Genomic DNA, 25,309 nt, shown 5'->3' with positions numbered 1-25,309 from the left:
GGCGTCAGCGCCCGTCGCGCCCGTCGCGGGCGCCCCGACCACCGAAGGAGCCACGACCGATGAAGAAGATCCCCCGCCCGGCCACGACGAAGAACCCGCCCGAGCAGTTCCGGGGCGACGTGTGGCTCGACCCGATCGTGGTGCCGCAGGAGGCGGACCAGCGGATGGTGGTGGCGCTGGTGCGGTTCGCCCCGGCGGCGCGCACGGCCTGGCACTCGCACGCCCGCGGCCAGACGTTGCACATCGTCTCCGGCGTGGCGCTGGTCGGCACGCGCGACGGCGTCGTCGTGGAGGCCCGGCCGGGCGAGACGGTGTACTGCCCGCCGGGGGAGGAGCACTGGCACGGGGCGTCGCCGGACGACTTCATGGAGCACCTGGCGATGCTGGAGAACGCCGACGACCCGTCCGCCACGACCACCTGGCGGGAGCACGTCACGGACGAGGAGTACGCCCGCGCGCCGTGGCTCGACGTCTGAGACCGCCGTCGGCCCGCGCAGTCAGATCAGCAGCGGCGCGAGGCCGAAGCCGACGGCGACAGCGGTCCCGACGGCCACCAGCCCCGGCACCATGAACGAGTGGTTGAACAGGTACTTCCCGATGCGGGTGGTGCCGGTGTCGTCGAGCTCGATCGCCGCGACCACGGTGGTGTAGGTCGGCAGCAGGAACAGCCCGGTGACGGCGGGGAACGACGCCACCATCGTGGTGGCGGCCACGCCCATGCCGGCCGCGACGGGCATCAGCGCGATCGTCGTCGCGGCCTGCGAGTACAGCAGCGCGGAGGCCAGCAGCAGCACGACGGCCAGCATCCACGGGTACTGCCGGATGAGGTCGCCGCCCAGCTCCTCGATCTCGGCGGTGTGGCCCTGCACGAACGTGTTGCCCAGCCACGCGACGCCGATGATGCAGACGGCGGCGCTCATGCCCGAGCGGAACGTCTGCTGCGTGATGACGGTGCCCACGTCGATCTTGCAGAAGACGGCGATGAGCAGCCCCGCCAGCAGCATGAACGTCATGATGGCGCCGCTGCGGGTGATGGTCGGGTCCTCGATGAGGCCTACCGAGTCGGACACCGCGGTCGAGTACAGCACCACGACCAGCAGCGCGGCGGCGAAGATGATCAGCGACAGCAGCGCGCGCGGCTTCGCGACGAACTCGGTGCGCTCGCGCCGCTTCACCAGGCCCTTGGCGAGCCGCTCCTGGTACACCGGGTCGTCCTGCAGCTCCACGCCCTGCCGGGACGCGACGACGGCCCCGACCAGGCAGCCCACCAGCGTGGAGACGCCCGCCACGGTGAGGAGGGTGAGGTAGTCGACGCCCAGCGGCTCGACGACGGCGGCCATGGCCACCACCGCCGCGGAGATGGGGGACGCCGCGATCGCCATCTGCGACGCGACCACCGCGATCGACAGCGGCCGCGACGGCCGCACGTTGGACTCCTTCGCCACCTCCGCGATCACGGGCAGGGTGGAGAAGGCGACCTGGCCCGTGCCGGCGAACACGGTCATGAAGTAGGTGACGAGCGGCGCGAGGAAGGTGATGTTGCGCGGGCGGGCGCGCAGCAGCACCTCCGTCTTCGCCACCAGGTAGTCGAGCCCGCCGGCGGCCTGCATCGCGGCGATGGCCGCGATGACGCACATGATGATGCCCAGCACGTCCCAGGGGACGCCCGTCGCCGGGTCGACCTCGAGGCCCAGCAGCCCGAGGACGATGACGCCGGCGCCGCCCGCCAGCCCGATCCCGATCCCTCCGATGCGCGCACCGATGAAGACGAAGACCAGGACGACGACGAACTGGACGACGATCACCGCGCGGCCTCACCCTCCTCGCCGGCGGACGGTTCGGGGTGCTCGTGCTCGGGGTCCGACGGGGCGCCCGTGGCGTCGTCGGACTCGACGACGGTCGACGACCCGCCCTCCTCGCCAGCGTCCGGGATGCCGCGCTCGTCCGGCGCGTAGAACCGGCCGGAGTAGCGCGGGTGCAGGAAGTTCTCCGTGGTGAGGATCTTGTCGACCTCCTCGGCGGTGAGCAGGCCGCGCGCGATGACGACGTCCCGCACGGAGCTGCCGGTGCGGGCGGCCTCCTTGCCGACCAGGTCGCCGTTGTGGTGGCCGATCACCTCGTTGAGGTAGGTGACGATGCCGATGGAGCCGAGCACGTGCCGGCGCATGACCTCGGCATTGGCGGTGATCCCGACGACGCACTTGGTGCGCAGCGCGTCGCACGCGTTGGTCAGCAGGCGGATCGACTCGAACATCGACTCCGCGAGCACGGGCTCCATGACGTTGAGCTGCAGCTGCCCGGCCTCGGCGGCGTGCGTGATGGTGACGTCGTTGCCCATCACCTTGAAGCAGACCTGGTTGACCACCTCGGGGATCACCGGGTTCACCTTGGCGGGCATGATCGACGACCCGGCCTGCAGCTCGGGCAGGTTGATCTCGTTGAGCCCCGCGCGCGGCCCCGAGGACAGCAGGCGCAGGTCGTTGCAGATCTTGGACACCTTGGCCGCGAGCCGCTTCACCGCGGAGTGCACGGCCAGATAGGCGCCGTTGTCGTAGGTGGCCTCGACGAGGTTCTCCGCGGGGACCGTGCCGAGCCCGCTGACCTCCGCGAGCCGCCGCGCCGCGACCTTGGGGTAGCCGGGCGGCGTGTTGAGGCCCGTGCCGATCGCGGTGGCGCCCAGGTTGACCTCGAGCAGCAGGTCGGCCGCGTTGCGCAGGCGCTTGACCTCCTCGGCCACGTTCACCGAGAAGCCGGCGAACTCCTGGCCCAGGCTCATCGGCACCGCGTCCTGCAGCTGGGTGCGGCCCATCTTGGGCAGGTCCGCGAACTCGGACGCCTTCTCGTCGAACGCCCGCGACAGCCGCCGCACCGCCACGACGAGCGCCTCGGTCAGGGCGTGCACGGCCAGGCGGAAGCCGGTGGGGTAGGCGTCGTTGGTGGACTGCGACTTGTTGACGTGGTCGTTGGGGTTGATGACGTCGTAGCGGCCCTTGGGGAAGCCGGACAGCTCCAGCGCGAGGTTCGCGATCACCTCGTTGGTGTTCATGTTGACGCTGGTGCCGGCGCCGCCCTGGAACACGTCGACGGGGAACTGGTCCAGGCACCGCCCCTTGACGAGCACCTCGTCGCACGCGCCGATGATGGCGTCCGCGACGTCCCGCTGGATGGCGCGCAGCTCCCGGTTCGCGAGCGCCGCCGCCTTCTTCACCATCACCATGCCGCGGATCATCTCCGGCACGTCGTTGATGGTCGTCCCGGAGATGGGGAAGTTCTCGATCGCCCGGACGGTGTGGATCCCGTAGTACGCCTGCGCAGGGACCTCTTTCGATCCGAGCAGGTCTTCCTCGACGCGCACGTCAGCCGTGGGTTCAGCCATGGGCCTGACGCTAGCAACGCGGGCGCCCCGGCACCCGCGCAGAATGGAAGCCGGCCTGCCGACGTCCGCCGTCGGGCCTTCGGACATCGGAGGAGCAGGAGTCGTCATGACGCACCAGATCGGCTACATCGTCGGGAGCCTCGCGAAGGGATCCATCAACCGCACGCTGTCCCGGGCGCTCGTCCGCCTGGCGCCCGCGGACCTCGAGTTCACCGAGATCCCCATCGGGGACCTCCCGCTCTACAGCTGGGACTACGACGCCGACTACCCGCCCGAGGGCCTGGCGTTCAAGGCGGCGATCGCGGCGTCCGACGGGCTGCTGATCGTGTCGCCGGAGTACAACCGGTCGATCCCAGGCGCGCTGAAGAACGCCATCGACTGGGGCTCGCGGCCCTGGGGGCAGAACTCGTTCGCGCGCAAGCCCGTCGGCATCATCGGGGCGTCGCCGGGCGGCATCGGCACCGCGGTGATGCAGTCGTCGATGCGCGCCGTCCTCAGCTTCCTGGACGCGCCGCAGCTCAACGCCCCGGAGGCCTACATCACCTACGTCGCCGACGACTTCGGCCCCGACGGCGAGGTCACCAACGAGGCCACCGCCGGCTTCCTGCGGCACTACATGGACGAGTACTGCGCCTTCGTGCAGCGCGTGCTCGCCGTCACCGCGCCCGGGCACATCGGCGACAGCGACCCGGCGTCGGCCAAGTAGGCGCGGGTCGCGCCGTGAGAGGCTGACGCCGTGCGGGTGGACGTGTGGTTGTGGGCGGTGCGGCTCTTCAAGAGCCGGTCGTCGTCGGCCGCCCTGCTCCGGTCGGGGCGGGTGCGGGTGAACGGCACGGTGGCCAAGCCGTCGACGTCCGTCACCGTGGGCGACACGGTCACCTGGCGCGACCCGCTGCGCGACCGCAAGGTCGTGGTCGTCGAGCTGCTGCCCAAGCGCGTCGGTGCGCCGCTCGCCGTCAAGGCCTACCGCGACGAGAGCCCGCCGGTCCCCACGCGTCAGGAGCGGGAGGCCGTCGGCGTCCGCGACCGCGGCGCCGGCCGCCCCACCAAGCGCGAGCGCCGGGAGATCGACCGGCTGCGCGGCGGGCGACGCTGAGACCGACGGCGCGCGCCGTCAGGCGACGCTCCCTCCCGCGTTGCGGACCAGGCGCTGCAGCACCTTCACCGTGGTGACGTAGTCCGTGTCGTCGATGCCCTCGTGGAGGGCGTCGCGGATGGCGGGGGCGTTGCGCGCGAGGTCGACGCGGGCCTGCTCGCCCGCCTCGGTGAGCCACAGCCGGTGGTCGGCGTCCCGCGTCAGCCAGCCGCGCTCCACCAGCGCCTCGGACTCGGCGGCCAGGTCGTCCTCGGGCCGCAGGTAGGAGGCCATGGCACGACGCAGCTCGTCCAGGGTCATCCCCTCGCCGTCCGGTGAGATGTCGTGGACGGACAGGTTGCGCAGCAGCCAGAACTGCGGCTGGGTGTATCCCTTCTCGGCCTGTCGCGCCCGGGTGTACGCGATGAGCGCCTCGTAGGCGACTCCGGTCCAGTACGCGGCGGGCTGGGCGGCCAGCTGGGCGTCGGAGGTCTGGGTAGTCATGCGGCGACGGTAAGACCTCGATCAAGGTTGAGGTCAAGGGTGTGTCGATAGGGTCGCCAGATGACGACCGTGCACTCCGACCGGATCTCCGCCCTCCTGCGCGACCACCCCGTCTGGGACGGGCACAACGACCTGCCGTGGGAGGCGCGCGACCAGGTCGCGTACGACTGGTCCCGCCTGGACCTGGTGGCAGGCACCGAGGGGCGCACGCACACCGACGTGCCGCGGTTGCGCGCGGGGGGCGTGGGCGCCCAGTTCTGGTCGGTCTACGTGCCGTCCAACCTGCCCGGCAGCGCCGCGGTGACCGCCACGCTGGAGCAGGTCGACGCCGTCCACCGCATGGTCGAGCGGTGGCCGGAGCACTTCCGCCTCGCGACGAGCGCGGACGACGTCGTGGCGGCGTGGGCCGACGGGCGGATCGCCTCGCTCATGGGGGCCGAGGGCGGACAGTCGATCGACTCGTCGATGGGCGCGCTGCGCATGCTGTACGAGATGGGCGTGCGGTACATGACGCTCACGCACAACCACCACAACCCGTGGGCGGAGTCGGCGACGGACGACCGGCCCGCGGACGGCCGGTTCGACGAGGGCGGGCTGACGCCGTTCGGGCGCGAGGTGGTGCGCGAGATGAACCGCCTCGGGATGCTCGTCGACCTGTCGCACGTCTCGGCGGGAACGATGCGCGCCGCCCTGGACGTCTCCGAGGCGCCGGTGATCTTCTCGCACAGCTCCGCGCGCGCCGTGGCCGACGTGCCGCGCAACGTTCCCGACGACGTCCTGGCACGCCTCGGGGACAACGGCGGCGTGTGCATGGTGACGTTCGTGCCGAGCTTCGTCACCCCCGCGATCGGCCGGTGGCGGGCGGAGGCCGGCGAGGCGGCGAGGGCGGCGGGGATCGCGCCGAACGACTACGCCGAGTTCGACCGGTTCTCGACCGACTGGGCGACGACGCACCCCAAGCCCCCCACGACGCTGGACGACGTCGTCGCGCACGTCGAGCACGTGCGCGAGGTCGCGGGCCCGCGGCACGTCGGCCTCGGCGGCGACTACGACGGCGCGGGCGGCTTCGCCGACGAGCTGCGCGACGTCTCCGGCTATCCGAACCTGCTCGCGGCGCTCGCCGACCGCGGCTGGTCGGACGCCGACCTCGCGGGCCTGGCCAGCGGCAACGTGCTGCGCGTGCTGCGCGAGGCCGAGGGCGTCGCCGCGCGGCTGCGGGCGGAGCGCGAGCCCAGCGTCGCCCGCATCGAGGACCTGGACGCCTGACGGTCGGTCGCCCCTGACCACCGACCCGCCAGGACGCCACGGGAGGGCTACGTTGAGGCCATGACCGGTGCGCCCGTGCGGGTGTTCCTCGTCGACGACCACGAGGTGGTGCGTCGCGGCGTGGCCGACCTGCTCGGGATGGAGGACGACCTCGAGGTCGTCGGCGTCGCCGGGACGGCGGCCGAGGCGCTGGCCCGGGTCCCCGCGCTGCGCCCGGACGTCGTCGTTCTCGACGTGCGCCTGCCCGACGGCGACGGCGTGAGCGTGTGCCGGGAGCTGCGGTCGCGCACCGACGTCGCGGTGCTGATGCTGACGTCGTTCGACGACGACGAGTCGCTGTTCGACGCGATCCTCGCCGGCGCGTCCGGGTACGTGCTCAAGCAGGTGCGCGGCACCGACCTCGTCGCGGGCATCCGCACGGTGGCGGCGGGCGGCTCCACCCTCGACCCCAAGGCCACGGGCCGCGTCCTGGCCCGGATGCGGCACCAGGGGGAGGGCGACGACCCGCTCGCGGAGCTCACGCCGCAGGAGCGCCGCGTCCTCGGCCTCGTGGGCGAGGGGATGACGAACCGGCAGATCGGCGCGGAACTGTTCCTCGCCGAGAAGACGGTGAAGAACTACGTGTCGAGCCTGCTCGCGAAGCTGGGCCTGGAGCGGCGGGTCCAGGCCGCGGTGCTGGCCGCGCGCCTCGAGCGGGCCGGCCGGCACGGCGAGCCCGAGCGACCGACCGAGCACTGACCGACCGAGCACTGACCGACCGAGCACTGACCGGCGTCACCGCTCCGTCACCAGCGGGACCCGCCAGCGCACCGCCGTGCCGCCCGCGCGGCCGGGCTGCACCTCGAACGACCCGCCCAGCTCCGACGCGCGCCGCTCGAGGTTCGCCAGCCCGCTGCGGGGCGCGTCCGTGGCGATGCCCGTGCCGTCGTCCACCACGGTCAGCACGAGGTCGTCGCCCGCCCGCAGGCTCACGTGCACGCGCGTGGCGCGGGCGTGCCGGGCCGCGTTCGACAGGCTCTCGCGCAGCACCGCCACGAGGTGGGCGGCCGTGGTGGACGGCACCTGCGCGTCGATCGGCCCCTCGAAGCGGACCGTCGGCGCGAAGCCCAGGGAGTGCGTCGCGGCCTCCGCCTCCGCCAGCAGCAGGGAGCGCGTCGCGACCCGGCGCGGACCACCGGCACCCGGGTCCCGCAGGCCGCGGATCGTGGTGCGGATCAGGTCGATCGTCTCGTCGATCTGGTCGATCGACTCCCCGACGCGGGTCGCGATCTCGCCGCGTGCCTCGGGGCCCAGCGGCCGCGCGTCGCCGAGCCGCCGGTCGACCGCCTGCAGCGACAGGCCCGTCGCGTACAGCCGCTGGACGGCCAGGTCGTGCAGGTCGCGGGCGATGCGGTCGCGGTCGCGCACGACGGCGAGCCGCGCCGCGTCCGCGCGCCGCTCCGCCAGCTCGAGCGCCACCGTCGCCTGGTTCGCGAACGCGCCCAGCGCCTCGATCACCACCGTGGGGAACGGCGGCGCGCCCCGCACCCGCCCGACGACGAGGACGCCGAGGGGCCGCCGGCCCCGGCCGATCAGCGGGAACGCGGCGAGCGGGCCGAGGGTGCCGTCGGGGTGCAGCGCCACCGCGGCGCGGCCGTCGGAGGTCGCGTCCGTCGAGACGATCGGCCGACCCTCGCCGAAGGCCTTCGCCGTGAACGACCCCGGCGTGCGCAGCAGCCGGCCGCGCAGCACGTCCGCCCGGATCCCCACCACCGACCGCACGGCCAGGACGGGCCGGTCCTCGGTGCCCTCGTCGTCCTCCACCGGGACGGCGATCCCCGCGGTGTCCGCCGCCGCGACGTCGATCGCCTCCGACGCGACGAGGTCCAGCACCGTGTCGGGGTCCTCGCCCGACAGCAGGCGCCGGGCGATCTCGTCGTCCGCCCGCGACCACCGCTCGCGCAGCCGCGTCTCCTCGTACAGCCGGGCGTTCTCGACGGCGACGCTCGCCGCGGACGCGAACCCTTCCAGGAGGCGCTGGTCGGCCTCCGTGAACTCCCCGCCGCCCCGCTTCTCGGTGAGGTACAGGTTCCCGAACGGCGCCCCGTGCACCTGCAGCGGCACCCCCAGGAAGCTGTGCATGGGCGGGTGGTGGGCGGGGAACCCCACCGACCGTTCGTCGGCGGCGATGTCCGGCAGCCGCAGTGGGCGCGGGTGCCGGATCAGCTCGCCCAGGATCCCGTGCCCCGTGGGGAACGGGCCGACCGCGCGGATCTGCTCCTCCGTCATCCCCACCGTGATGAACCGGGCGATGCGCTGGTCGCCGCCGAGGACGCCGAGGGCCGCGTAGCGCGCGTCGACCACCACGGCGGCGGCCTGCACCACCCGGTGCAGCGTCGTCTCCAGCTCCAGGCCCCGGCCCACGGACACGACGGCGTCCAGCAGGACGTCCATGTCCCGGTCCCGGCGGCCCTGCCGCGGGCTCACCGATCCCACGGTAGTACGGGGTGCCCCAGATTTCCGGGTGATCCCCGAAGGCCGCGATCGGGACCTTCGGCCCGGGGCCGGGAGGCCACCCGCCCTGCTCCCGGGGGCGTTCGGCACTGCCGCGCGCACTCGCCCCCGTGGCGCACTGGACACGGACGGAGGTGGCCCATGAGCGGCAGCGTCGAGGTGTCGACCCGGGACGTGGTGGTGGGCGTCGACGGGTCGGAGGGCGGCTACCACGCGATGGCGTGGGCGGCGGGGGAGGCCGCACGCCTGGCCACGCGGCTGGTCGTGCTGCACGCGTACGCCCTGCCGGTCGGGGTGGGGGCGGTCGCCGCACCGGCCGGCCGCCCGGACCCGCGGGCCGAGGCCGAGGCGCTGCTCGCGCGCGCCCGGGCCCGCCTCGACCGCACGGCGCGCACCGGCGCACTCGCGGCCGAGCCCGCCGAGGTGGCGTACGCGACGGTGCGCGGCGACGCGAGCGCCGCCCTCGTCCACCACGCGCGCCGTGGCGCCGTGGTCGTCGTCGGCCGCCGCGGCGTCGGGACGTTCGACCGGGTCCTCATGGGCTCCGTGTCGTCGTCGGTCGCGGCACTGGCGCCCGGCACGGTGGTCGTCGTGCCGCGCGCGGCCCGGGTGCAGGACCCGCGGCGGGTGGTGGCGGCGGTCGACCCGAGCGAGCCGCTGGACCGTGTGCTTGAGGCGGGGTTCGACGAGGCCGACCGCGCCGGCGTCGCCCTGCTGGCGGCGCACGCCGTCGACCGGGGGATGTTCGTGGGCGTCACGGAGGGCGACCTCGACTGGCTCGAGCGGCTGCGCGCCGAGGCGCGGGCGGACCTGGAGGCACGTGCCAGCCTCTGGGGGGAGAAGTACCCGCGGGTGCGCTGGACGGTCGAGGGCCGCGGCGGCCACGCGCCCGGCGCGCTGCTCGCGGTGCTCCGCTCGGACGACCTGGTCGTGACCGGCGGGCGCGACGTGCGAGAGGTCGTCCGCGGCTCGGTGCCGGACCGGCTCGTGCGCCACGCGCCGTGCCCGGTGAGCGTCGTGCACCCCTGAGGGATCGCCCGGGCGTCAGGCGTGCGGCGTCAGGCGTGCTGCGAGCGCTGCGACCAGCTCACGCCGAGGGTGCGCAGCACGTCCTGCGGGTCGCGCCGGGTGGCGTCCGTGTACGCGCGCAGCGACATGACGGAGGCCGTGAGCATCGTCGTGAGCACCTCGCGGGCGAGGCGCGCGTCGTGGCTGGCCTCGTCGAGCAGCTCCTGCACCACGCGCGAGCGGATGCCGAGGTCGGGCTCCGAGCAGGCGGTCAGCAGCGCGATCGTCATCGACCCGGCGTCCGTGCCGGGGTGGGTGCTGTTCTCGTCAGTACTCATGGCGTCCCCCTCCGCGGCCCGACCCCTTTGGTCTACCGCACCGTGACCCCGGCCGCACGTGGAAGGATGCCCCGCGATGAGCCCGTCGCCCGCGTCCCGTCGCCACCCCGCCCTGCTCGCCCTGCTGGGCGCGGGCCTGGTCGGCGCGGTCGTGCTCGCCGGCCCGGCCGCCGTCGCCGACGAGGGGCTCACGGAGGAGTCGCACAGCCGGTACGAGCTGCGGGCGAAGGGCACCGAGGTCCGCGCCACGATGACCACCACCATCGGCAACGTGACCCCCGACCGCGGGCTGACGTACTACTACTACACGTCGTACGCGGTCCCCGTCCCGGCCGGGGCGGAGCACCTGCGGGCCACCAGCGGGGGTGCGCCGCTGAGCGTGTCGCTCGAGGCGACCCAGGACCCGAGCACCCGGTACGCGGTGGCCTCGTTCCCCCCGCTGCGCTACGGCGCCACGCGCACCATCGAGTGGAGCTTCGACATCCCCGGCGAGCCCGTGCGCTCGAAGGACTACACGCGCGTGGGCGACGGGTTCGCCACGTTCGCGGCGTCGGGGGTGGGGGACGTCGGCCGGACGACCGTCGAGGTGGTGCTGCCCGCCTCGATGACGTTCGACGCCACGTCGGACGGCTTCACCGAGAAGCGCACCGGCAAGACCGTCACGTACACGGCCACCGAGAACTCGGACGAGGACGGCATCTGGGCCGTGGTCTCGGCCCGGGACCCGAAGAAGGCGGACGAGAAGAGGGTCGACGTCGCCGGCACCACCCTCTCGCTGCAGAGCTTTCCCGGCGACTCCCGGTGGACGACGTTCGTGTCGCGCAAGCTGACGAAGGGGCTGCCGGCGCTGGAGGACCTCGTGGGGAGGCCCTGGCCGGGCGGGCTCGAGACCATCCGCGAGGACGTGTCGCCCAAGGTGCTCGGGTACGCGTGGTTCGACCCGGGCAAGGACGAGATCGTCATCCCCGAGGACCTGGACGACGTCACGCTCTACCACGAGCTCGGGCACGCCTGGCTGAACCCGGACCGCCTCAAAGGGCGATGGCTGTCCGAGGGGATGACGGAGGTGGTGGCCCACCGCGTCGTCGCACGCACCGGCGGCACCAGCGACCCGTGGAAGGCGCCCGACCGTGGCGCCGACGTCGCCCTGCCGCTCGCGGCGTGGGAGGCGAACCCCGGCGAGCTCGACGCCGACGTCGAGGCGTACGGGTACGCCGCGTCGTACACGGCGGTGCAGCGGCTGATCGGCGGGCTCGACGACGACGCGTTCACGGCCGTGGTCTCGGCCGCCCAGGCGGGGGAGAGTGCCTACGAGCGCCCCGGGTCGACCGACGAGAACCACGGCCGCACGGACTGGCGGCGCTTCCTCGACCTCGTCGAGACGCGCGGCGACGTGTCCGGGGCGCCGAAGGTGCTGCGCACGTGGGTGCTCGACGGCGACCAGCAGGCGAGACTGAAGCCCCGGGCGGCCGCGCGGGACGCGTACGCGGCGATCGACGAGGCGGACGGCGCGTGGCAGCCGCCGCTCGGGCTGCGCACCGCGATGACGGACTGGGAGTTCGGCGACGCGAAGGCCGCCCGGTCGGCGCTCGGCGGCGCGGCCGAGGACGCGGGTGCCGTGCAGGCCGCCGCCGACGCGGCAGGGCTGGAGGCGCCGGCCGCCGTCCGCGCGGCGTACGAGGGCGCGTCCGACGACGCGCAGTACGCGGAGCTCGCGACCCTGCTGCCGCGCGCCGCCGACGTCACGACGCAGGTCGGGGAGGCCGTGCGCGCGGCGGACGCCGACCGCGACCCGGTGTCGGCGCTGGGGGCGCTGGTGCTCGGCGTCGAGGGTTCCGCCGAGCGGGCGCGCGACGACCTCGCCGCCGGAGACCTGGACGACGCCGCCGCGCACGCGGACGCGGCGTCCGGCCGGGCCGGCGTCGCGACGGCCGCGGGTGCCGGGATCGTCGTGCTGGTGCTCGCGGCGGGCGGCGGGGTGGTCGCCCTCGTCGTGCGCGGGCGGCGGCGCGCGCGGGACGCGCGGGTCGGCGCGGTCGCGTCAGTCGTGGAGGATCCGCTGGAACAGGGCGTGGTCCTGCCAGCGGCCGGCGATGCGGAGGTAGCGGGGCGCGGTGCCGATCCGTTCGAAGCCGGTCCGCGCGAGCACCCGCTGTGACGCGTCGTTGTGCAGCAGCGTGGCGGCCTGCACGCGGTGCAGGGCCAGGTCGTCGCGCGCGTGGGCGCACACGGCCTCGACCGCCGCGGTCATGATGCCGCGGCCGGCGAGATCCGCGTCGACCCAGTAGCCGAGGTGGGCGCTGTGGAACGCGCCGAGCACGATGTCGCTCAGGTTCACGCGGCCCACGACGTCCCCGTCGCGCTCGAGCACGAGGGGCACGGACCGCCCCGAGCCGTGCGACAGCAGCTCCACGGGGATGCGCTCGGCGTGGTACGCGGCCTCGTAGAACGCGGCCGGCCGCTCCGGCTCCCAGGGGGCGAGGTGGTCGCGGTTGCGGGCGTACGCGGCGGCCAGCGCGGGGCCGTCGTCGCGGCGCAGCAGGCGCAGGACGACGCCGTCGGGCAGGTCGGCGGGGACGTGAGACGGCTGGTCGGCGGGGGTTCCGGTCGCGGGCACGACGGCGAGCCTAGACCGCGGCCTGGTCGCGCAGCGCCGTGAGCGCGTCGCGCACCTCGTCCGCGACGGGCCGCGCCTGACCGGACGCGATCCAGGCCTCGAAGCCGACCTTGAACGCCGCGACCCCGACCTCCGCGACCATCGATGCGGCCGGCTCGGGGACGCCGCGGGCGCGCAGCGCCGCGGCGGCGTCGTCCCGCAGTGCGGCGAGCTTGAGGAGCTCGCGCTCCCGGAGGCGGGGCGTGGCCGCGACGACGGCGGCGCGGCGGGCCGCGAACTCGCGGCGGTCCTCGAGCTCGCCGGCGACGCGCACGAACGCGGCGCCCACGGCGTCGAGCGGGGCGGCGTCGTCGGGCGCACCGGCGACGGCCGAGGTGACGAGGGCCTCGAGCTCGTGCGAGCCGTCGAACAGCACCTCGCGCTTGTCCGCGAAATGCCGGAAGTAGGTGCGCTCGGTGACGCCGGCACGCTCGGCGATCTGCGCGGTCGTCGTCTGCTCGAACCCCTGCTCGGTGTACAGGTCGAGGGCGGCGCGCGTCATGCGTCCGCGGGCGTCGGGTTCCCATCGGGCCATGCCGGACAGTCTAGTGATGACAGTGCCAGACATCGGGTGTAGCGTGAGTGATGTCAGCAACTGACATCACTGGAAGAGGGAATCATGCGCGTCTTCGTCACCGGAGCCTCCGGCTGGATCGGCTCCCACACCGTCCCGCACCTGCTCGCCGCGGGGCACGACGTCGTCGGCCTCGGCTACTCGGACGACTCCGCCCGCCGGGTCGAGGCCTTGGGGGCGACCGTCCACCGTGGCGGGCTCGACGACCTGGAGAGCCTGCGTGCCGGCGCGAAGGACGCCGACGCCGTCGTGCACCTGGCCTTCAAGCACGACTTCGACAACTACCGGGAGGCCGGCCGCGTCGAGCGCGCCGCCGTCGCGACCTTCGTCGACGAGCTGGCGGGCAGCGGCCGCGGCCTCCTGCTGGCGTCGGGCCTGATCGGCACCACCCCGGGCGCGGTGATGACCGAGAACGACCGCTCCGTGTTCTCCGGCCCGGACGCCCCGCGCGGAGGCTCCGAGGGGCTGGCCCTCGACGCCGCGGACCGGGGGGTGCGGTCGGTGGCGTTGCGGTTCTCGGCCACCGTGCACGGGGTCGGCGACCACGGGTTCGCGGCGGTGCTGACGCAGATCGCGCGCGAGCGCGGCGTCTCCGGCTATGTCGGCGACGGGTCGGGCCGGTGGCCGGCCGTCCACGTCGACGACGCCGGGCGCCTCGTCGCCCTCGCGGTCGACAAGGCGCCCGCGGGGTCTGCGGTGCACGCGGTCGCCGAGGAGGGCGTCGCGTCGCGCGACATCGCCGAGGCGATCGGCCGTGCCGTCGGCGTGCCGGCCGTGTCGGTCGACCCGGCGGACGCGGCCGAGCACTTCGGCTGGCTGAGCCGGTTCTGGGGCCTGGACGCCGTCGCGTCGAGCGCGATCACCCGCGAACGGCTGGGCTGGGAGCCCACCCGGCCGACCCTGGTCGAGGACCTCGCCGCCGGCGCGTACGACCACGTCGCGCGCGGCTGACACGCGGCTGACGCCCGGCTGACCTGGCGCCGGGCGCGGGGGCCGCGCGGGCGGATCAGCCCTCGCGGTCCTCGTCGGCCAGCCGTGGCTCGGTGCGCAGGGCCGGCCGCACGCCCGCCTTGTCGGCGTAGAACCCGCGGATGTCGTCCATGTCGGCGCGCACGTCGCCGGTGAGGCGGATCGTGGGGCCGAGGCCGGTGGTCATGGTGGTGCGGTCGACGTAGCCGAGCGTCACGGGGAGGTCGGCGGCGCGCGCGATGCGGTAGAAGCCTGACTTCCAGCCGTCGCCGGAGCGGGTGCCCTCGGGGGTGACGACGAGGTGGAAGACCTCGCCCGCCCGGACCCGCGTGAGGACGTCGTCGACGACGCGGCTGGGGTCGCGGCGGTCCACGGGGATCCCGCCGAGCGCGCGCATCAGCGGCCCCCGCCACCCGGCGAACAGGGTGTGCTTGCCCAGCCAGCGCACGTCGAGCCCGAGCCGCCAGGCGATGGCGAGCATCAGCACGAAGTCCCAGTTGGACGTGTGCGGCGCCCCCACCAGCACGCCCGCCTGCGCGGGCACGGGCTCGCTGCGGAGGGTCCAGCGGCTGAGCCGCCAGTAGATGCCGGCGAGCGCCCGCCGCAGGGTTCTGAGCATCGGGCGACTCTACCGGCCAGGTCCCGGGTGTGATGGAATCTGAACATGTTCAAACTGAACGCGTTCAGACAGGATGGGTCGCGATGACCCGGCCGGAGGAGTCGACGCGCGACCTCGTGCGGCGCACGGCGCTGCGGATGTTCCGCGAGCGCGGGTTCGCGGCGACGACGATGCGCGCGATCGCCACGGAGGCCGGCGTCGCGACGGGTGTCGCGTACTACTGGTTCGGGTCCAAGCGGGACCTGGTCCAGGAGCTCTACGTCGAGGTCAACGAGGACCACGCCCGGCGGGCGGAGACAGCCCTCGACCGGGTCGGCGGCCTCGGGCCACGGCTGCGCGCGCTGTGGCATGCGGGCCTCGACGCGTTCGGGCCGTCGCACGACCTCGGCGCCGAGCTCGTCGCGGTCGCGATCCGTCCGGGCGCCGCCGAGAGCCCGTTCTCGTCCGCCTCCGCCGAGACCGCGCGCCTCAGCCGGTCCCTGCACGAGCAGGTCGTGGCGGGGGCGACGACGCGCGTCCCCGCGGCCGTGCGCGAGGAGCTGCCGCGCCTCCTCTGGCTGGCCTGGCTGGGTGTGACCCTGTTCTGGGTGCACGACGGCTCGCCCGGGCAGCGCCGCGCGCGCGCGCTCGTCGACGGCGCGGCGCCGCTGATCGCCCGTCTGGTGCGGGTCGCGGGGCTGCCCGGTGTGCGGTCGGTGGTGGACGACGTCGTCGGCCTGGCGCGGCAGGTAGGGGCGTGAGCCGCGACGCGGCACGGCCGCTCGAGAACGACTGGGACGGCCCGTGGCCGGCCGCGACCTCCGTCGCGGCCCGGACGTGCGCATGGGCATGCGGCATCTTGCTCACTTATGTCCCCCTAGCGGCACTGGTGGCGGGCGTCGCGGGCGTGGTGGACCCCTGGGGTGGCCTGGAGTGGGCGGCGTCGACGGCCCTGTTCGGCCTCATGATCTGGGTCGTCTCCGCGGTGGCCGCGTGGGTGCTGGGCTTCCCGCTGGGCATCGCCGTCGAGCGGGCGCTCGCGCGAGCGGGAGCGGGGACGGGCACGCGGGCGGTGGCCCTCGCCGGCGTCGCCGGCGCGGTCGGCGCGGCGGTGGCGTTCTCGGTCTGGCCGGCGCTCTGGGTGTTGCTGGTTCCGCTGGCGGTGCTTGGCGCCGCGAGCACCGGGATCGCGCGTGTCGTGGTCGCGCGGCGGGACCGGCGTGTGCGCCGGGGCGCGGCCAGTACCCCGGTCCGCGTCGGCCTGTTGGGATCTGGCGCGGGCAGCACCGCCGCGCACGTGCTCGCGGCCGATGCGGTGGACGTGCGCCTGGTGGTGGGCAACAACAGCAGGTCGGGGATCTTCGACGTCGCGCGCCGCCACGGCGTCCCGGCGGCACACCTCAGCGGTGCCGTCTATCCCGATCCGGACGAGCTCGACGCCGCGATCCTGGCCGCGCTGCTCGACGCGGGAGTGGAGGTCGTGGTGCTCGCCGGGTACATGAAGAAGCTGGGACCCCGGGTGCTGGAGCGCTACGAGGGGTGCATCCTCAACCCCCACCCGGCGCTCCTGCCCGAGTTCGGCGGTGTCGGCATGTACGGCGACCGTGTCCACGCGGCGGTGCTCGCCGCCGGCAGGGAGGTGTCGGGAGCCACCGTGCACCTCGTGACGGCGGGGTACGACGAGGGCCCGGTGGTGGCGCGGCGCGAGGTCCCGGTGCTTCCCGGCGACGACGTGCCCGCGCTGCGTGCCCGCGTGCAGGCGGCGGAGAAAGATCTGCTCGTCGACGTGCTGCGGACCTGGACCCGCTGACGGCCGCGCGGGGGTCGGCGTGTCTGCTCGGCGCGTCGTCGCTCCGCGCGGGTTGTCGTTTCGTGCGGGGTCCGCGGATCAGGAACGGCGACTGCTCAGCCGCCCCCTATGCGCTCCCACCGTCAATTCGTGAGAGAGCGGACTCGTGCCTGCCCGGCGGGAGTCGCTCTCGCTGAGCAGGAATTGGTTGCTGAGCCGGATCGGCGCCCGAGCAGCAGGCCGTTCTCCAGTTCTGCGGACTCCGCACAAAACAACAACGTCGGCGGAGCGACGACACGCCGGGCGCCGCCGGGCGCCGCCGGCCTCAGCCGGTCGCGGCGAGCGCGAGGACCCCTGCCGCGAGGGCGAGGGGTGCGACCACGATGCCCTGGGCGACGACGCGGCGCACCAGGCCGTCGGGGGCCGAGAACGTGTGGCGGCGGTACTGCTGCAGCCACAGAAGGGTCGCGAGGGACGCCCACGGGGTGATCAGCGGGCCGGCGTTCACGCCGACGAGGAGGGCGGCGAGCCGCGCGTCGTCGCCGGTGACGGTCGGCGCGAGCGCGAGGTACGCGGGCAGGTTGTTCACCGCGTTGGCCGACGCCGCGCCGACGGCCGCGACCTGGGCGAGGCTGCCGGCGTCGTCGCCGGTGCCGACGAGCGGGGCGAGGAGCTCAGTGAGCCCGTGCGCGTGCCACGTACCGACCACGGCGAACAGGCCCGCGGTCACCACGACTGTGCGCCACGGCACCAGCTCCCGGACCGGGACGAGCAGCGGGGCCCGACGCCACGCCGTCGCCGCGCCCAGGACCGCGGTGGCGCCCAGCGCCACCGGTAGCACGGGGAGCCCGGCCGCGAACCCGGTGCCCATGAGCAGCACGACGACGGCCGCGACGCGCAGCAGCACCGGGTCCGCGGCCGCGCGGGCGGCCGGGACGGTGAACCGGCCCCGCAGCGCGGGCGCGTGCAGGGCTGCGAGCGCGAGCAGCACCACGACGAGCACGGCCAGCGCGGGCGCGGCCATCACGCCGAGGTAGCCGGCCTCGAACGAGCGCGCCGCCATGAGGTTCGTCAGGTTGGAGACGGGCAGCAGCAGCGACGCCGTGTTGGCCAGCGCCAGCACCGTGAGGGCCAGGGGGAGCGGGTCGCGGTCGAGGCGCCGCGCCACCGCGACCACGGCCGGGGTGAGCAGCACCGCCGTCGTGTCGAGGGAGAGCACGACCGTGCACGCCGCCGCCACGGCCGCCACCAGCAGCCACAGCACCCAGGCGCGGCCGCGGGCCAGACGAGCGGCGCCGTCGGCCACGGCGTCGAACAGGCCGGCGCCGGCGCACAGCTCCGACACGACCGTCAGCAGCACCACGAACCCCAGCACCGGGCCCGTCAGGGCGGCGAGGGAGCGGGCATCCGCGGCGGGGAGCGCACCCGTCAGCGGCAGGAGGACCACCAGCAGCAGCGCCGGCACCCACAGGGGTGGCAGGAGCCACCGGGCCCGGCGGCCGGGGCCGGTCATCGCCGGCTCGCGGGGCGTGTCACGGGCCGAGCGTAGTGCGCCGCCCGGAGATCAACGGTCCGGAGGCCGAGACCGACCGGGCCGGAGGTAAGGATCGGGCCCCTGCCGGCAACTGAGAGATATGAGCACACGCCGACGACGCCCCGGGGACGCCTCCGCCGCGCTGCTCTTCGCCCTGGTGGCGGTGGGCTGCGCGACGGTGTGGGTGGTCTGGGCCGGCGTGCTGATGCTCATGACGCCGGACGCGCCGCGCGCCGCCGGTTGGGTGTGCACGGTGGCCGGGGTGGTCGTGCTCGTGGCCGTCGGTCTGCTGGTGGTGTCGCTGCTGCGCGGCCCGGTGCGGGTCGTGCCGCTCGACGCGTCGGGCACGCACTGGTCCCTGCGGGCAGCGCCCGTGCCGCTGCGGATGGCGAGCTCCGCAACGCTCCTCCCCGGGTCACGCGGGGAGGCGCTCGCGGCGCAGGTGGTGCGGGCCACGACCCGGGGCACCGCGCGACGCGCGAACCCGGCCCGGGCCGTGCCGCTGCTGCAGCAGATCCTCGAGCTCGCGCGCCGCCCGCAGGCGGAGCAGTGCTCAGCGGCGGGTGAGGCCGAGTGGGCGCGTGTGCGCGCGTCCGTCGTCGACCTCACCCTGCGGGCGTCCGACCACCCGCCGCACCCCGTCACCCTGCTGCCGTGGGAGGAGCACCTGGCCGCCCCACACTGAGTCTGCCGGCGACCCCAGTCTGCTGGCGGCGCCCGCCCGGCCGGATCAGGGGCCGTCCGGGCGGGTGCCGCCAGCGTCCACCGACCGCGCCGCCCCGACGGACTGCGCCGCCTCGGCCGCAGCCGACGCGCCGGCCGGGTACGGCAACGCGTCGGCCAGCGCGGCGGCCGCGGTCAGGACCTCGGCCGAGCGGGCCGCGTCGCCGAGCCGGTGAAGGGCGACGGCCTGCGCCACCTGGGCGTCGACCACGGCGAGCAGCTCCCCGGCGCCCCGTGCGCGATCGGCCTCGGCCGCGGCGAGGTCCAGCGCCCCCTGAGGATCGCCGGTGTCCAGCGCGCACCACGCCGCGAGGACCGGTTCGGGCTCCTCGTCCTCGGCGAGCGCCCGCAGCGCGTCGGCGGGCCGCCCCTCGCGCAGGGCAAGCTCCGCGAGGGCGGTGCTGGCCTGGTGCAGGGCCTGCCGGTCGGCGATCCCCCGGGCGGACGTCGCCGCCCGGTCGAGGAGCGCCAGCGCCTCGGCCGGCCGCCCGGCGACGCCCAGGACGCGCCCGAGCACGGCGAGCGCGTACGGCAGGATCCACTCGGCCTCGCCCTCGGCCCCGGCCGCGGCCTCCTCGGCCAGGTCCCGGGCGGCGTCGACCTCCCCCAGCAGCAGGTGCAGCTCGGCGAGGTTGGCGCGCTCGAACGCCGCCGACACCGGGTCGCCGGACTGCGCGACGAGGTCGAGGGCGCGTCGGCCGATCGACACCGACTCGTGGAGGCGTCCCGCCCGGCGGGCGTTCTCGCGCTGCGACGACAGGAGGTTTCCCAGCAGGGTCGGGTCGCCATACGCCTCGGCGTGCGGGAGGCCGGTGTCCGCGGCCTCTCCCGCCTCGCGGATGCGGCCCGACTTCCCGAGGTTCGTGGCGCGCAGGGCGTAGGCGCGCGCGAGGAGCCCTTCGCGGGCCGGCTCCGGCACGTGCTCGACGATCGGCAGCGCACGGTCCACCGCGGCGACGCCGTCGTCGTGCCGCCCGAGCCTGCTCAGCAGCGTGGCCCACGCCAGGTGGTGGGCGGCGGCCTGCTCGGGCGACGTGCGCGGCCCGGCCGGGTGGCGCTCCAGCACCTCGACCGCGGGGCCCAGCTCCCCGGTCCGGGCGAGCATCTCGGCCAGCCGGGACGCGGCGAGCACGGTGCCGTCGTGGTCCTCCCGCCGCACGAACTCGGCGAGCGCGGGCCGCAGCACCGCCACCGACTGCTCGAACTGGCCCATCCGGCGCAGCACCTGGCCGTGGTCGAGGCGCGCGCGGGCGGCGTCGACGTCGAGCCGGGCGACGAGGTCGCGGTAGTACCGGTCGGCGGAGTCGTTCGCGTACAGGGCGGCGGCGCGCTCGGCGGCGCGGCGCAGGTACTCGGCCGCGCGTGGGTCGTCCGTGCGCGCGAAGTGCGAGGCCAGCACGTCGACGGCCTCGGGCCGGCGGCGCAGCACCGTCTGCGCGAACGCGGCGTGGAGCCGCCGACGCCGGACCGTGCTGAGCCGGTCGTAGCAGGTGAGCCGCACCAGCGGGTGGCGGAACGCGAGGCCCGGCTCGGCGCGCCCGTCCACGACGACCACGCGCTCCTCGACGAGCGACGCCGCCAGGGCCCGCTCCACCGCGTCGGCGGCCGCGGGCCCGGTGAGCGGCGGGTTCAGGCCGTCCGCGGCGACGTCGAGCAGCTCGGTCAGCGCGGCGTCCCCGCCCGCCGCCGACAGCGCCTCCACCACCTGTCGCGCGTCGGGGTCGAGCCGGCCCAGCCGTTCGTCGACGAGCTGTCGCACGCCGAGCGGCGCGACGTCGTGCCCCGCGTCGCCCGGAGCGGCAGGGTCGCCGAGCCCGCGCGCGAGCTCGGCGGCGAACAGCGGGTTGCCGAGCGACAGGTCCCAGACCCGGCCGAGTCGCTCCGCGGTGGCAGAGCTCCCGCCCGTGTCCCCGCCGTCGTCGCTGCCGCCGCCGCCACCCAGCGCGTCCGTCGCGACGGCGAGGCACGCGTCCCGGTCGAGCCGCCCGATCTCCTCGGGCGCCGCGAGCCCGGCCCGCTCCAGGGCCGTCAGCCCGACGCGACGGGGGTCGCCGTCGGGCAGCTCCTCCCACCGGAGCGTCACGAGGAAGCGCAGCGGCGTCCCGGCCCGGGCGGCGCGCCGGGCGAGGTGGCCGAGCAGCTGGAACGACCCGGCGTCGGCGGCGTGCAGGTCGTCCAGCACGACGACGACGGGCCGGGTCGCGGCGAGGTCGCCGAGCAGCGCGGCGGTGCCGCGGAAGAGGCGGTCCCGCTCCTCCTCCGGGCTGCGGCCGCCGCGGTCGGCCCGGCCGAGCGACGGCAGGAACGCCGCGAGCTCCGGGTGCTCCGCGCCGACCCGGGCGCGGGAGGCGGCGCTCTGCTCGGCCAGCCAGCCGTCGAGCGCCTCGGCGAACGCCCCGTACGGCGTGTGTCCCTCGGCGTCGTGCCCGCCGCCCCACAGCACGGCCGCGCCGTCGGCGGCGGCCCGCCGTGCGACCTCCGCGACCAGCCTCGTCTTGCCCACGCCGGCCTCGCCGGAGAGCAGGCGGACCGGTGGCCCGCCGTCCGCGAGTAGGAGCGAGAGCTCGGCCTCCCGGCCGCGCAGCGGCGTCGCGGCGGGGGCGCGCAGGGGCGCGGGGAGCGCGGCGCCGTCCGGCGTCCCCGACGGCGTGGCGTCGAGGGCGAGGCGGTGCAGGCGCTCCGTCTCGGGGCCCGGCCGCACGCCGAGCTCCGCGTCGAGGGCCTCGCGGCAGGCGTGGTACTGGTACACCGCGCGGCGACGCAGGCCCTGGCGCAGGAACGCCTCGATGAGCACCCGGTGCGCCAGCTCCTCCGCGGGGCTGTCGGCGAGCACGGCCTCGGCCGCCGCCACCGCCTGCGCGACGTCCCCTGCCGCGAGGTGCGCGGCCGCGAGCGCGAGCCGCACCTGCTCCCGCAGCCCGACCAGCCTGTCGCGGCGCGCCTGCGCCCAGGTGGCGTACCGGTCCTCGGGCAGCAGGTCGCCGGTGAACAGGGCGAGGGCGTCGGTCAAGGCCTCCGCGTCTCCGGACGCGAGCGCGGCGACGGCGGCGGCCTCCGCGTGGTCGGCGTCGATCCACACGGTGGCCGGGTCGAGCCGCAGCAGCGCGCCGTCGGCCACGAGGTACGACGACACGGCCCGAGGAGCCAGCTCCGGTTCGAGGGCGTGGCGCGCCGCGTGCAGCGCCACCCGCAGGCTGCCCACCTGGGCCGACCCGTCCGCGTCGGGCCAGCAGACGTCCATGGCCTCCTCGCGGTGCAGCCGGCGGTCGGGCGAGACGGCGAGCAGCTTCACGAGCGTGCGGGCGCTGGGACGCGGCCAGCGCTCCGGGAGCTCGGGGCCGCCGTCGCGGGTCACCCGGAACCCGCCGAGGAGATGCAGCCGCAGCAGAGGTGCGGTCATGTCCCGGAACTGTAATCCAGCACGACGAGGCCCCCCGGCCCGGTGCCCGAGGACACCGGGCCGGAGGGCCCGTGCGGCCGCCTCGTCAGGCGGCGGTCACGACGTCAGGAGAGAGAGAACGTCGTGACGCCGTGGGTGTTCTTGTCCAGGGACAGCAGCCCGCCACCGAGCAGGTCGGCCATCCGGTTGTACCCGAGGTGGTCGAAGTTCAGCGAGACGAGCTCCTCGCCCCCGTCGCCGTCCAGGTCGACGGCCAGGTAGTTACGCCCGCCCAGCGCGGCGCCGGTGCCCACGCCGTCCTGGAACGACCAGCCGGTGCCGAGCACCGACGGGTCCCAGGCGCCGACGCCGCCCTCGACACCGCCGGCGAGCAGCCGTCGGCCGCCGGGCCCGGTGACGAACTGCACGCCGCGCAGCGGCGCGATGACGGACGACGACGTGTCCAGGCCGTCCGCGCCGAAGCCGCGGAGGGTGCCGAAGCTCAGCTGGTACAGCATGCCCGCCTCGTCGTCGACGAAGTAGCCGTCGTGCGACCAGGGGCTGCCGACGATCGCCTGCTTCAGCACCTCGCCGGTGCGCCCGTCCCGGATCTCGGTGACTGCGCGGGGCTCCACGAGGGCGACGTCGCCCTCGGTGGCGGTGCCGGTGCCCGCGATCCACGTGTAGACGACGGCGTGCCCGTCGGCGTAGGGGATGGCGGGGTCGGTGAAGACGCCGCGGCGCAGGATCGCGCCGTGCAGCTTCCCGTCGGACGCGCCGGCCGGGGCCGTCGGGGTCGCGGCCCACGCCGCGGCGCCCGTGGCGGCGTCGAGCGCGACCGCGCCCTGCACGCCGTCGGCCAGCTCGAACGAGTCGACGCTGGCGTACTGCGCGTACACCTGCCCGTCGCCGACGACGGCGTCCGAGAACACCACGTCGCCGGAGCCCGCGGGGGCGGCGTAGGTCCACAGGGCCTTGCCGGCGCCGGTGTAGGCGCGCAGGGCGTCGGTCGGGACGAGCACCTCGTCGGTGCCGTCGCCGTTCACGTCCGCGACGGTCACGGAGCGGACGTAGGCGCCGCCGCCGTCGATCGTCGCGACGGTCTTCCCGGTGGCGCCGTCGAGGACCACCGTGGCGGTGTCGGCGGCCACGACGACGTCGGGCTTCCCGTCGCCGGTCACGTCGCCGGTCTCGACGTCGTGCACCTCGCCGGGCACGGTGGCGCGCCACAGGAGCTCGGGCGTGCCGTCGAGGAGCGAGCGCCCGGTCCAGGCCCACACGCCGCGGGACGTGCCGCCCGCGACGACGTCCTGGCCGCCGTCGCCGTCCAGGTCCGCGGCGGCCGCGAAGTTCACGTCGCCCTGCATCGGGGCGACGGAGGTCTCCTCGCCCTTGGCGGCGCTGAAGGTGTGGATGTTCTGGTTCTGGTCGACGACGCGGACGAAGTCCTTGGAGCCGACCCGGTAGACCTGCTGGAACATCGGCGACGCGTCGGTGCCGTCCTGGCGCCACAGCTCCGTGCCCGCGTTCGAGTACGCCGTGAGCGAGCCGTACCGCAGGCCGCCGACGTTCGCGGCGGTGGCCATGCCGGCGTCGTCCTGGGCGGTGACGATCAGCGTGCCGCCCTTGATCACGTCGAGGCCCCACGCGCTCGGGGCGTCGGCGTGGTTGTCCGCGTCGCGCTTGGTGGTGGACACCCACCGCACCGTGGCGGCGTCGTCCCCGCTCAGGACGCGGATCGTGGAGGCGTTGAGGAAGAGGTCGGAGTCCAGCGTGGACTCGCTGACCACGTACTCGGTGCCCTTGGCCTTCGCGGCGTCGCCGACCGTCATGGCGGTGGCCAGCGCGTTCACGCGCGTGCTGAGCACGCTGCGGTCGCCGGACGCGAGGTCGTACGCCACCACGGAGTAGGCGACGCCGTCGGAGAAGTCCGGCTGCTCGATCGCGACGAGGCGGCCCCGGTCGGTGTCCAGGTGGAGCTGTCGTCCGTACAGGTCGCCGTCCGCCTGCCAGCCGACGGACCCGTCCGCGGCGTCCAGCACGAGGGTGTGGCCCTGCGGGGCCACCGTGTCCGTCTTGCGGGTGTTCCACGAGACGGCGACGCGGCCGTCGCCGAGCGCGGTGATCCCGCCCCAGGAGGCGTTGCCCGCCTCGCCGGTGTCGTGGGTCCACGTGTCCGTCGGGGTGAGGGCGCCGTCCGCGAACGAGAACCGGGTGCCCGTGAGGGTGGCGGCCTCGGTGGCGGGCGCGTACTGGTTGGTGCGCGGGGCGTTCGCGACCAGGAGCGTGCCGTCGACGACCTTCACCATCGAGGCGAAGGAGTACACCTTGGACCACAGGGTCTTGCCGGTGGCGCCGTCGAGGACGGTGACCAGGGTGCCCTGCTTCATCGTGGTGCCGGGGATGGTGGCGCCGACCGGCGGGTTCGTCCCGACGGACGCGGAGAACACGACGTCGGGCGTGCCGTCGCCGGTGAGGTCGGCGGTGTCGTACCCCGCGTCCGACGTCGGCGAGAACGGGCTCACCGCGTTGTAGCCCATGAGGACCAGCGGCGGGTACATGACCTTCTCCCACGCGCGGGCGGGCCGGACGCCCCAGTCCTTGTACAGGGAGCTGTTGTTCCGCTCCCACACGGTGCTGCCGTCCGCGCGGTGCAGCTGGACGTTGCCCAGGCTGTGCAGCGTGAAGTACTGGTCGCCCGCGGCGGGCAGCGTGACGCCCACGCCGCGCACGCCCTCGATCGTCGAGCGGGCGGTGAACGTGACCGGCGTCGACGGGTCGACGGCGCTGCCGTCGCCGGTCGTGTCGCCGGTCGTCGCGTCGTCGGAGGTGCTGTCGTCCGCCGTCGCGTCGTCGCCGTACAGCCCGCCGCTCATGCGGTCGGCCAGCGCCTGGGCCTGGTCGGCGGTGAGGGTCAGCGCGCCGTCGTCGTCGGCCGCGAGGGCCTGCGGGGCCGCGGCGAGCACGAGACCCGCCGCGACGAGGGTGGAGGCGAGCCGGTTGGCCCGCGTGGAGAGGGGTCGCATG

The 25,309-nt window shown here is 75.2% G+C and carries 22 protein-coding genes; 11 read left to right on the top strand and 11 right to left on the bottom strand.

Annotation, left to right across the window (positions count from 1 at the left end):
* Nucleotides 1-59: 59 nt before the first annotated feature.
* Entirely contained in the window at nucleotides 60-476 is a 417-nt protein-coding gene (locus ACWF41_RS16565) for a (R)-mandelonitrile lyase (protein WP_380318634.1), read from the top strand.
* 21 nt (nucleotides 477-497) lie between these two features.
* Here the strand turns inward: ACWF41_RS16565 and ACWF41_RS16560 are convergent, their stop codons facing one another.
* Complete coding sequence (locus ACWF41_RS16560; RefSeq protein ID WP_380318631.1) at nucleotides 498-1,805, bottom strand: anaerobic C4-dicarboxylate transporter; 1,308 nt, start codon at nucleotides 1,803-1,805, stop codon at nucleotides 498-500.
* Nucleotides 1,802-3,376, bottom strand: coding sequence for an aspartate ammonia-lyase (aspA, locus tag ACWF41_RS16555; protein ID WP_380318628.1), 1,575 nt, complete (start codon nucleotides 3,374-3,376; stop codon nucleotides 1,802-1,804). The genes ACWF41_RS16560 and aspA overlap by 4 nt, the downstream gene beginning before the upstream one ends.
* 106 nt (nucleotides 3,377-3,482) lie before the next feature.
* Between aspA and ACWF41_RS16550 the strand changes: the two genes are divergently transcribed.
* Together ACWF41_RS16550 and ACWF41_RS16545 are read left to right on the top strand one after the other, a co-directional pair.
* Complete coding sequence (locus ACWF41_RS16550; protein ID WP_380318624.1) at nucleotides 3,483-4,082, top strand: NADPH-dependent FMN reductase; 600 nt, start codon at nucleotides 3,483-3,485, stop codon at nucleotides 4,080-4,082.
* Between the two features lie 30 nt (nucleotides 4,083-4,112).
* A complete protein-coding gene (locus ACWF41_RS16545; RefSeq protein WP_380318621.1) occupies nucleotides 4,113-4,472 on the top strand; it encodes an RNA-binding S4 domain-containing protein in 360 nt (119 codons plus the stop codon).
* Between the two features lie 18 nt (nucleotides 4,473-4,490).
* On the opposite strand, the gene ACWF41_RS16540 is transcribed toward ACWF41_RS16545, so the two are convergent.
* Nucleotides 4,491-4,955: a hypothetical protein gene (locus tag ACWF41_RS16540; RefSeq protein ID WP_380318618.1), complete on the bottom strand. Its 465-nt coding sequence runs from the start codon at nucleotides 4,953-4,955 to the stop codon at nucleotides 4,491-4,493.
* A gap of 60 nt (nucleotides 4,956-5,015) precedes the next feature.
* Between ACWF41_RS16540 and ACWF41_RS16535 the strand changes: the two genes are divergently transcribed.
* Nucleotides 5,016-6,221 carry a dipeptidase gene (locus ACWF41_RS16535; RefSeq protein ID WP_380318615.1) on the top strand — a complete coding sequence of 402 codons (1,206 nt, stop codon included), beginning with the start codon at nucleotides 5,016-5,018 and terminating at the stop codon, nucleotides 6,219-6,221.
* A 60-nt stretch (nucleotides 6,222-6,281) separates the two neighbouring features.
* The gene (locus ACWF41_RS16530; RefSeq protein ID WP_380318612.1) at nucleotides 6,282-6,959 is read left to right on the top strand and encodes a response regulator; all 678 of its coding nucleotides are present in this window, start codon (nucleotides 6,282-6,284) and stop codon (nucleotides 6,957-6,959) included.
* A gap of 36 nt (nucleotides 6,960-6,995) precedes the next feature.
* On the opposite strand, the gene ACWF41_RS16525 is transcribed toward ACWF41_RS16530, so the two are convergent.
* The gene (locus tag ACWF41_RS16525) at nucleotides 6,996-8,687 is read right to left on the bottom strand and encodes a sensor histidine kinase (protein ID WP_380318609.1); all 1,692 of its coding nucleotides are present in this window, start codon (nucleotides 8,685-8,687) and stop codon (nucleotides 6,996-6,998) included.
* 168 nt (nucleotides 8,688-8,855) lie between these two features.
* Here ACWF41_RS16525 and ACWF41_RS16520 point away from each other — a divergent pair, with 168 nt between their 5' ends.
* The gene (locus ACWF41_RS16520) at nucleotides 8,856-9,743 is read left to right on the top strand and encodes a universal stress protein (protein ID WP_380318606.1); all 888 of its coding nucleotides are present in this window, start codon (nucleotides 8,856-8,858) and stop codon (nucleotides 9,741-9,743) included.
* Nucleotides 9,744-9,772: 29 nt separating this feature from the next.
* Here ACWF41_RS16520 and ACWF41_RS16515 read toward each other — a convergent pair whose 3' ends face one another.
* Nucleotides 9,773-10,060 carry a hypothetical protein gene (locus tag ACWF41_RS16515; protein WP_380318603.1) on the bottom strand — a complete coding sequence of 96 codons (288 nt, stop codon included), beginning with the start codon at nucleotides 10,058-10,060 and terminating at the stop codon, nucleotides 9,773-9,775.
* A gap of 76 nt (nucleotides 10,061-10,136) precedes the next feature.
* Between ACWF41_RS16515 and ACWF41_RS16510 the strand changes: the two genes are divergently transcribed.
* Nucleotides 10,137-12,218, top strand: coding sequence for a hypothetical protein (locus ACWF41_RS16510; protein WP_380318600.1), 2,082 nt, complete (start codon nucleotides 10,137-10,139; stop codon nucleotides 12,216-12,218).
* Here the strand turns inward: ACWF41_RS16510 and ACWF41_RS16505 are convergent.
* Nucleotides 12,102-12,677, bottom strand: a complete 576-nt coding sequence (locus ACWF41_RS16505) for a GNAT family N-acetyltransferase (RefSeq protein ID WP_380318597.1) — start codon at nucleotides 12,675-12,677, stop codon at nucleotides 12,102-12,104. The two genes, ACWF41_RS16510 and ACWF41_RS16505, sit on opposite strands and share 117 nt — an antisense overlap.
* A gap of 10 nt (nucleotides 12,678-12,687) precedes the next feature.
* The gene (locus ACWF41_RS16500; protein ID WP_380318594.1) at nucleotides 12,688-13,251 is read right to left on the bottom strand and encodes a TetR/AcrR family transcriptional regulator; all 564 of its coding nucleotides are present in this window, start codon (nucleotides 13,249-13,251) and stop codon (nucleotides 12,688-12,690) included.
* 84 nt (nucleotides 13,252-13,335) lie between these two features.
* Here ACWF41_RS16500 and ACWF41_RS16495 point away from each other — a divergent pair, with 84 nt between their 5' ends.
* A complete protein-coding gene (locus ACWF41_RS16495; protein ID WP_380318591.1) occupies nucleotides 13,336-14,241 on the top strand; it encodes an SDR family oxidoreductase in 906 nt (301 codons plus the stop codon).
* Nucleotides 14,242-14,296: 55 nt separating this feature from the next.
* On the opposite strand, the gene ACWF41_RS16490 is transcribed toward ACWF41_RS16495, so the two are convergent.
* Entirely contained in the window at nucleotides 14,297-14,878 is a 582-nt protein-coding gene (locus ACWF41_RS16490) for a 1-acyl-sn-glycerol-3-phosphate acyltransferase (RefSeq protein WP_380318588.1), read from the bottom strand.
* An 83-nt stretch (nucleotides 14,879-14,961) separates the two neighbouring features.
* Between ACWF41_RS16490 and ACWF41_RS16485 the strand changes: the two genes are divergently transcribed.
* Both ACWF41_RS16485 and ACWF41_RS16480 read left to right on the top strand, forming a co-directional pair.
* Nucleotides 14,962-15,618: a TetR/AcrR family transcriptional regulator gene (locus ACWF41_RS16485; protein WP_380318585.1), complete on the top strand. Its 657-nt coding sequence runs from the start codon at nucleotides 14,962-14,964 to the stop codon at nucleotides 15,616-15,618.
* Nucleotides 15,615-16,667: a formyltransferase family protein gene (locus tag ACWF41_RS16480; RefSeq protein ID WP_380318582.1), complete on the top strand. Its 1,053-nt coding sequence runs from the start codon at nucleotides 15,615-15,617 to the stop codon at nucleotides 16,665-16,667. Before ACWF41_RS16485 ends, ACWF41_RS16480 begins: the two co-directional genes overlap by 4 nt.
* Before the next feature lie 304 nt (nucleotides 16,668-16,971).
* Here ACWF41_RS16480 and ACWF41_RS16475 read toward each other — a convergent pair whose 3' ends face one another.
* On the bottom strand, nucleotides 16,972-18,159 hold the full coding sequence (locus ACWF41_RS16475; RefSeq protein WP_380318579.1) for an SLC13 family permease: 1,188 nt from the start codon (nucleotides 18,157-18,159) through the stop codon (nucleotides 16,972-16,974).
* A 121-nt stretch (nucleotides 18,160-18,280) separates the two neighbouring features.
* Here ACWF41_RS16475 and ACWF41_RS16470 point away from each other — a divergent pair, with 121 nt between their 5' ends.
* Nucleotides 18,281-18,865, top strand: coding sequence for a hypothetical protein (locus tag ACWF41_RS16470; RefSeq protein WP_380318576.1), 585 nt, complete (start codon nucleotides 18,281-18,283; stop codon nucleotides 18,863-18,865).
* A gap of 45 nt (nucleotides 18,866-18,910) precedes the next feature.
* Here the strand turns inward: ACWF41_RS16470 and ACWF41_RS16465 are convergent, their stop codons facing one another.
* Together ACWF41_RS16465 and ACWF41_RS16460 are read right to left on the bottom strand one after the other, a co-directional pair.
* The gene (locus tag ACWF41_RS16465; protein WP_380320969.1) at nucleotides 18,911-22,303 is read right to left on the bottom strand and encodes an ATP-binding protein; all 3,393 of its coding nucleotides are present in this window, start codon (nucleotides 22,301-22,303) and stop codon (nucleotides 18,911-18,913) included.
* Nucleotides 22,304-22,407: 104 nt separating this feature from the next.
* Nucleotides 22,408-25,308, bottom strand: coding sequence for an FG-GAP repeat domain-containing protein (locus tag ACWF41_RS16460; protein ID WP_380320972.1), 2,901 nt, complete (start codon nucleotides 25,306-25,308; stop codon nucleotides 22,408-22,410).
* Nucleotide 25,309: the final 1 nt, after the last annotated feature.

The organism is Isoptericola sp. NPDC055063 (assembly GCF_053608125.1).
This window is presented reverse-complemented; position numbering and strand designations above follow the sequence as displayed.